This window comes from Streptomyces sp. GbtcB6, assembly GCF_019091475.1.
In the GTDB taxonomy this organism is placed as follows: Bacteria; Actinomycetota; Actinomycetes; order Streptomycetales; family Streptomycetaceae; genus Streptomyces; species Streptomyces hyaluromycini.
In genome coordinates this window covers 437,873-445,201 of sequence record NZ_JAGXJL010000005.1, presented here as the reverse complement: position 1 = coordinate 445,201, position 7,329 = coordinate 437,873, and the positions used below count along the sequence as shown (strand labels likewise).

The following is a 7,329-nucleotide window of genomic DNA, read 5'->3' as shown; positions in this document are numbered from 1 at the left end:
CGCTCCCCGGCCGTCCCGGCCGGGCCGTGGCGCCGGACCATCGCCGCCCCGGCGCGCGCCGGCCGTCCGGCCGAGCCGTCCCCGAACACGGCCGGGGGCGCGGCCGGCGGCACAGCCCCCGGCACCAGCGGAGGCGCGGCCGCCGACGTCGTGCTGCGGGTCTCCGGGCTCGGCCGGTCGTACCGGGCGCCGGGGTTCCGGCAGCGGCGGATTCCCGTGGTGCGGGCCGTGGAGTGGGTCGATCTGGAGGTGCGGGGCGGGCAGACTCTGGCGCTCGTCGGGGAGTCCGGGGCCGGGAAGAGCACGACGCTGCGGGAGATCGCCTCGCTGGCGGCTCCGCAGGCCGGCCGGGTGGAGATCCTCGGGCAGGACACCGCGCTGCTGTCCCGCCGGGCGGCGCGCGAACTGCGCACGGCCGTGCAGCTCGTGCCGCAGGACCCCGTGTCGAGCCTCGATCCGAGGATGCCGGTGGGCGACATCGTCGCCGAGCCGCTGCACGCCGCACGGGTGCCGCCGGCCGTGGTGGCGGCGCGGGTACCGCGGCTGTTGTCCCAGGTGGGGCTGCGCCCCGCGGACGCGGACGGTTACCCGCACCACTTCTCCGGGGGGCAGCGGCAGCGCATCGCCATCGCCCGGGCCCTGGCGGTCGGGCCCGCGCTGCTGCTGCTCGACGAGCCGGTGTCCGCGCTGGACGTGTCGGTGCAGGCCGGGATCCTGGACCTGCTGCTGCGGCTGAAGCGGGAGCTGGGCCCGGCGTATCTGCTGGTCTCGCACGACCTCGCGGTGGTCCGGCAGCTCGCCGGCCGGGTGTCGGTCATGTACGCGGGCCGGACGGTGGAGACGGGCGGCGTGGCCGAGGTGTTCGGGCGGCCGCACCATCCCTACACCCGGGCCCTGCTCTCGGCGGTCCCGCTGCCGGATCCGGTCGCCGAGCGCTCCCGGCGCCGGATCGTGCTGCCCGGTGACCCCGGGGCGGGCCCGCCCACCGCCTCCGGGTGCGGCTTCCGGGCCCGCTGTCCGGTCCAGGCCGTGCTCTCCGCCGCCCAGCGGCGGCGCTGCGCGGAGGAGACACCGCACCGGCGGGCAGCCGGACCGGCCGCCGGCCACACCGTCTCCTGCCACTTCCCGCACGACAGCCGTCTCCCGGACGACGAAGGACCGGGTCCGGTGCGAAGCGCGTGTGTGATCAGCAGCAACCACCACTCCCACCGCTGGACTCGGCCATGCCTTCGTGCCGCGGACGGTTACCGGGACCGGAATCGTTCAACCACAGTCCACCCGACACAAGACCACTGACCAGGACGACGATTGCGATGAGCGCGATTATTTTATTGCTCACGAAAATCCCCTCCCCCGAACAATAGAAGGTGGCTCTTTGACAATTACAGTCAACATTGAATAACTGTCACAGTCAAGCAGTTTCTTGCAAAATTAATCATATCCAAACGGAATATCGCACACCGCATAAGGAAGCGCCGCCCACGATCAACGGAATCCGCTGCAAAATGCGGTGGAGAGCCACTAAAAGATCACCGGAAGCCCATTGGGTAGATATCAACTTACTGGTAACATCTATCTGTCATCCTGACAGTCAAGTACTGCACCGAGGAGTCGGCATGGATCCACTCGGCAACGCGACGGCCGCAGGACTGGGCGAGCGCATCAGGTTGTTGCGCGGCAAACGTGGACTCAAGCAGCAGGACCTCGCGTCCGGTGAGATTTCGGCGAGCTACATCTCCTTGATCGAGTCGGGCAAGCGCGGCGCGCCGTCGGACTCGGTGCTCGCCGCGCTCGCCGAGCGCCTGGGGTGCTCCACGGAGTACCTGCGCACCGGACGCGACGACCACGAGCTGGAGGAGACCCGGCTGCGGCTGGCCTTCGGCGAGATGGCCCTGCGCAACGGCAGCAACGGCGAGGCGCTCCAGACCCTGAGCGACCTCCTGGCGAAGCCGTCCCTGCTGGACCCGTCGATGACCCGGCGCGCACGTATCGCGCAGGCCTCCGCCCTGGAGAAGCTGGACCGGATCGAGGCCGCCATCACGATCCTCGATGACCTCCAGCGCGACCCCGAGCTGCCACCCGGTTCCGCCGACTGGTGCACGGTGTCGGTCGCCCTGTGCCGCTGCTACCGCAACGCCGGCGACATCACGACGAGCGTCGAGATCGGCGAGCGGGCCATGTCCCGGCTTGACGCCCTCGGCCTGGACGTCACGGTCGACCACGTCCAGCTCGGCGCCACGCTCATGACGTCGTACCACATGCGGGGCGACCTCACCCGCGCGCAGCCCCTCGGCGTCCGGCTCCTGGACGCCGCCGAGAAGCAGGGGGCACGGGCCGCGCGGGGTGCCGTCTTCTGGAACGCGGGGCTCGTGGCCCGCTCCCGCGGCCAGCTGAACGAGGCGCTGGCCCTGGTGGAGCGGGCGCTTGCGCTGATGTCCGAGGACGACAACATCCGCCATGTCGCCATGCTCAAGATGAACTGCGGCTCGCTGCTCCTCCAGGTCGACCAGCCCGAACCGGCGCGCGCCAAGCAGCTCCTTGAGGAGGCCCAGCAGCTGCTGGCGGAGGTCGGCAACGCCCCCGAGCTCGCCCAGTGCGAGATCGGCCTGGCCGACGCGGACGCGATGCTCGGCAACTGGGACGAGGCCGCGGCCCACGCGGAGCGGGCCCTCGGCCTCACCGGCCCGGAGTCCCGCATCCAGGCCGTCGGCGCGCGTGCCACGCTCGCCGAGATCCATCTGCTGCGCGGCGACCACGAGCAGGCGGCCCAGTGCCTGCAGGCCGCCACCCGGCAGCTGCGCCAGTTCCCGCCGTCCCACCAGACCGCGCTCAACTGGCGTTACGTGGGCGACCTGTGGCGCCGCCAGGGCAACGGCACCGCCGCGCTGCAGGCGTACGACCAGGCGCTGTCGTCGGCCGGCCTGGCCCCGAACCGCGACCCGAGCGCGACCTTCACCGAGCAGCGCCGGTCCTGACCCGCCGCATCCCGTTCCCCGGACCACCCGAATTCCCCTCCCGGAACCGCCGTGAAATGCCCGCACGACAAAGCGAAATGAAAGTCCGTCGAGCACCGATTTCCATGCGCCGGTTCCGGTCCTTTCACCGCCGGATTCGACGCGGTTCGACGCCGGTTCGGACGCCGGTTTCGACGCCGCGTCAGACCCCGCGTCAGACGCCGGGTCCGCCCGCTGCCCGGTCGATGCCGGTGAAGCGGCCCCGGGCATGCGGCCGTCAGCGGGCCGCGGCGGCCAGCCGGTGCACCGCGGCGAGCGGGACCGGCAGCCGGTCGGGGCGCAGCCGCGACTCGTACACGGCCTCGTAGACCGCCTTGTCCGCCTCGAACGCCCGGAGCAGCACGGGGTGGCAGTCCGGGTCCTCGTGCCCGGCGGCCGCGTACCCGGCGACGAACGCCCGCCGGTTGCGTACCGCCCACGCGGACGCGCGCCGGCGCCGGCGCAGCCGCACCGCGGGCGAGGTCTCCGCCGGCTCGCCCGCCTCGGCGGCGGTGAGCCCGGTGCGGGCCGCGTAGTCGAAGGAGCGCAGCATGCCGGCGACGTCCTTCAGCACCGGCTGCGGGCGGGCGCGTTCAGCGGCGGACCGGGCAGGCTCGCCCTCGAAGTCCACGATCCGCCAGCCGTCGTGGGCCCGCAGCGCCTGCCCCAGGTGCAGGTCGCCGTGGGTGCGCTGGACGTAGAGGGGGCAGCCGCGCCCGGCCACCCGGGCGCAGTCGTCGAAGAGGGCGCCGAGCCGTGCGGTGTAGCGGGCGAGGGCCGGGACCTCCTCCGCGGCCTCCTTGAGGCGCATGGTCATCCGAGCCGCCTCCTCGGCCACGTCCTCCACGGTCAGCCGGGTCCGTCCGAACGCCTCGCCCAGGGCGCCGTGCACGTCGGCGACGGCCCGGCCCAGGCTGAACGCGTCCCCGGTGAAGCCCCCGGCCGAGCCGCGGCCGGTGCCGGCCACCGAGTCGGTCGCCTGGCGCAGCGCCTCCTCCCAGCCGTCCCGCGCGTCCGGCAGGAACTCCTCGACGAGGCCGAGCACCAGGCCCTCCGCGCCGGGGGCGTCGCTGTGCACCGCCCCGTAGAGGTGGGGCGTGCGGGCGCAGTCCTGGCTGGTGAGCGCCCGCAGCGCCTCGACCTCGGTGTGCGGTGCCGGCTCCGGGCGGCGGAAGATCTTCAGCAGGACCCGGTCGCCGTAGGCCACGGAGGTGTTGCTCTGCTCCACCTGGAGCGGCCGGGGCACCAGGCCGACGGGCAGCGGGTAGCGGGAGCTGCGCTCCAGGCGCGGCCCCTGGGGTGCGCCGCCGCCCGCCAGGGTGCGCAGCAGCAGGGCGAGCAGGGTGCCGTCGGCCAGCGCGTCGTAGACCCGCCAGCCCTGCCAGGGGCCGGCCGGCACGGTGGCGATCGCGGCGGGGGCCAGCCGGTCCGGCAGCTCCGGGCGCAGGCCCAGCAGGAGCTGGACGCGCAGCGGTCCGGCCTCGCCGTCCGCCGAGACCACGGCGTGCAGCAGCAGCGGGGGTTCGTCGCCGACCACGGATGCCGCGTCGGCGGTGAGCGGGGCCCCGGTGTAGCGCGCGTCGAACCAGCGCCGGCCCGTCAGCCAGGGCCCGAGCGCGGGCAGCAGCGGCTGCAGGATCTCCGTCCTCGCCTCTGTCCTCGCCGCTGTCCTCGTCTCCGTCCTCATGACGCCTCCTCGGTCGTCAGTACGTGCGCGACCTGGTGGGCCGGGTCGAGGCGCACATAGGTGGACTCGCCCCAGGCGTAGGCGGCTCCGGTGAGTTCGTCGCGGAGCTTGAGCGTGCCGTCGCCGGGCAGGCCGAGGGCCGCCAGGTCGCAGGTCACGGTCGCCTCCTGGGCCCGGTGCGGATCCAGGTTGACGACGACCAGCACCACGTCGGTGCCGCCCCGGGGCAGGTCCACGTGTTTGGAGTAGGCGAGGACCTGGTCGTTGTCGGTGTGCTGGAGCCGCAGGTTGCGCAGTTCCTGGAGGGCCGGACGGGTCCGGCGGAGCCGGTTGAGCCGGGTGATCAGCGGGGCGATAGTCCGCCCCTCGGCCTCGGCGCGCGCCCAGTCCCGGGGCCGCAGCTGGTACTTCTCCGAGGCGAGGTAGTCCTCGGTGCCCTCGGATAGCGGGGTGTTCTCGCACAGCTCGAACCCGGCGTACACCCCCCAGCTGGGCGCGGCGGTCGCCGCCAGCACGGCCCGGACCTCGAAGGCGGCCCGGCCGCCGTGCTGGAGGTAGGCGTGCAGGATGTCCGGGGTGTTCACGAACAGGTTGGGCCGCAGGAAGTCCGCGCTGTCCCGGGTGAGTTCGGGCAGGTACTCGGTCAGCTCCTGCTTGGTGTTCTTCCAGGTGAAGTAGGTGTACGACTGCTGGAACCCGGCCTGGGCCAGGGCGTGCACCATGGCCCGCCGGGTGAACGCCTCGGCCAGGAACACCACGTCCGGGTCGGTGGTGTTGACCTCGGCGATCAGCCGCTCCCAGAAGTGCACCGGCTTGGTGTGCGGGTTGTCGACGCGGAAGATCCGGACGCCCTGCGCCATCCAGTGCCGCAGGACGCGCAGCGCCTCGGCGTACAGGCCCTCGAAGTCGGTGTCGAAGTCGAGGGGGTGGATGTCCTCGTAGGTCTTCGGCGGGTTCTCGGCGTAGGCGACCGAACCGTCCACCCGGTGGTGGAACCACTCGGGGTGCCCGGACACCCAGGGGTGGTCCGGGGAGCACTGCAGGGCGAAGTCGATCGCCACCTCCAGGCCCAGGCCGCGGGCGGTGGCGACGAAGTACCGGAAGTCGTCCAGGGTGCCGAGGTCGGGGTGGACGGCGTCGTGGCCGCCCTGCCAGGAGCCAATGGCCCAGGGCGAGCCGACGTCGTCCGGGCCGGCGACGAGAACGTTGTCGGGGCCCTTGCGGTGGGTGCCGCCGATGGGGTGGACGGGCGGCAGGTACACCACGTCGAAGCCCATCGCCGCCACGGCGGGCAGCCGCCCGGCGGCGGTCCGCAGGGTGCCGCTCACCGGCGGCGCGCCCGACTCCACCACGGCTCCCTCCGAGCGCGGGAACAGCTCGTACCAGGACCCGACCAGGGCCCGCCGCCGCTCCACGCGCAGCGCCGACGGCCGGGAGGCGGTGACCAGTTCGCGCAGTGCGTAGCGGCCCAGGGCGGCCGTCACCCGGGGGGAGGTGACGGCCGCCAGCCGGGCCGAGGGCGGCGCCAGGGTGTCGCGGAGCGCGGCGACCGCGGCCCGGACCTCCTCGCGCCGGCCCCAGTCGGTGATGTCGTTCTCGCCGTGTGCCGCCCGTTCGTGCAGCAGCACGCCCTCGCGCAGGGTGAGTTCGGTGTCGACGCCGGCCTCGGTCTTCAGCTCGGCGTCCCGGCGCCAGGTGGCCAGGGGGTCGGCCCAGGCCTCGACGCGGAAGGTCCACAGGCCCTCGGTGCCGGGCACCACGGTGGCGCTCCAGCGGTCGGCGTCCGGATCGACGAGGGTCATCGGCACCCGCTGGGCGGGGGCTCCCTCGGGACCGCGCAGGACCACGTCCGCGGCGATCACGCCGTGGCCCTCGCGGAAGACGGTGGCCGTGATGTCGAGGTGCTCGCCGGTCACGGCCTTGGCGGGCAGTTCCCCGTCCCGCACCCGGGGGCGGACGTCGAGGATCGGGATGCGCCCGGTCACCGGTGTCATGATGATCGCTCCTCTCCCCGTTCGCGTCCCGTCAGCCCTGCCCGGCCGCGGCGGCCCGGGCGGCCGGGGCGGACTCGGCGGGCTGACGGTCGGCGAGCAGGTCGATGATGGTGCGGGCGAAGACGTGGCAGTGGTTGCCGGTCCGGCCGGTGACCAGGTCGTCGTGGACGACGACGTCCTCGTCGACGTACTCGCCGCCCATGTTCCGCAGGTCGCCCAGCAGGTTGTTGTGCACCACCGCGCGCCGTCCGCGCATCAGGCCCGGGACCGGCGCGGCGAGCCACATGCCGTGGCAGATGATGCCCTTGACGATCGCCGGGTCGGCGAACGCGCGGCGCAGGAACTGCGCGGCGGGCGGCAGCTGTTCGGGGTCCTCGGTGTAGCGGAGGCGGTCGGAGACCATCCCGGAGGGGACGATCACCGCCGAGTACTCCTTGAGCGCGAACTCGTCGAGGTCCTCGAAGGACTCGTTGACGTCGAAGGGCATGCGGTGCTCGTGCCCCTGGAAGGTCATGGCCTCGTTGCCCCAGAGCCGGGTCAGGAAGTGGACCTCGGCGCCCTCCTCGGGGAATCGGTAGCGGTAGTAGAGGATCTCGGGCTCGTAGAAGTCGCTCTCCATCAGGACGGCGATCTTGTGGCCGGTCAGTCGCACGGC

5 protein-coding genes are annotated in these 7,329 nt (G+C 73.1%); 2 read left to right on the top strand and 3 right to left on the bottom strand.

Translation table 11 applies throughout. The features are described 5' to 3' along the window. On the top strand, positions 1–1,296 hold a 1,296-nt coding region (locus tag KVT45_RS12410), incomplete at its 5' end, for an oligopeptide/dipeptide ABC transporter ATP-binding protein (protein WP_217546817.1). Positions 1,297–1,616: 320 nt separating this feature from the next. Beyond that, entirely contained in the window at positions 1,617–2,975 is a 1,359-nt protein-coding gene (locus KVT45_RS12405; protein WP_217546816.1) for a helix-turn-helix domain-containing protein, read from the top strand. 256 nt (positions 2,976–3,231) lie between these two features. Here KVT45_RS12405 and KVT45_RS12400 read toward each other — a convergent pair whose 3' ends face one another. Genes KVT45_RS12400 through KVT45_RS12390 form a run of 3 tightly spaced genes read right to left on the bottom strand, consistent with a single transcriptional unit; the run spans position 3,232 to position 7,326 of the window. Further along, on the bottom strand, positions 3,232–4,680 hold the full coding sequence (locus tag KVT45_RS12400) for a hypothetical protein (RefSeq protein ID WP_217546814.1): 1,449 nt from the start codon (positions 4,678–4,680) through the stop codon (positions 3,232–3,234). Then, positions 4,677–6,674, bottom strand: a complete 1,998-nt coding sequence (locus KVT45_RS12395; RefSeq protein WP_254646614.1) for an alpha-1,4-glucan--maltose-1-phosphate maltosyltransferase — start codon at positions 6,672–6,674, stop codon at positions 4,677–4,679. The genes KVT45_RS12400 and KVT45_RS12395 overlap by 4 nt, the downstream gene beginning before the upstream one ends. A 31-nt stretch (positions 6,675–6,705) precedes the next feature. Then, positions 6,706–7,326 carry a DJ-1/PfpI family protein gene (locus KVT45_RS12390; RefSeq protein ID WP_217546876.1) on the bottom strand — a complete coding sequence of 207 codons (621 nt, stop codon included), beginning with the start codon at positions 7,324–7,326 and terminating at the stop codon, positions 6,706–6,708. Positions 7,327–7,329 lie beyond the last annotated feature (3 nt).

Bases quoted from the DNA above. Each gene is read 5' to 3' on its own strand.
- KVT45_RS12400 (WP_217546814.1), bottom strand. From the start codon at position 4,680: ATGAGGACGGAGACGAGGACAGCGGCGAGGACAGAGGCGAGGACGGAG.
- KVT45_RS12395 (WP_254646614.1), bottom strand. From the start codon at position 6,674: ATGACACCGGTGACCGGGCGCATCCCGATCCTCGACGTCCGCCCCCGG.
- KVT45_RS12405 (WP_217546816.1), top strand. From the start codon at position 1,617: ATGGATCCACTCGGCAACGCGACGGCCGCAGGACTGGGCGAGCGCATC.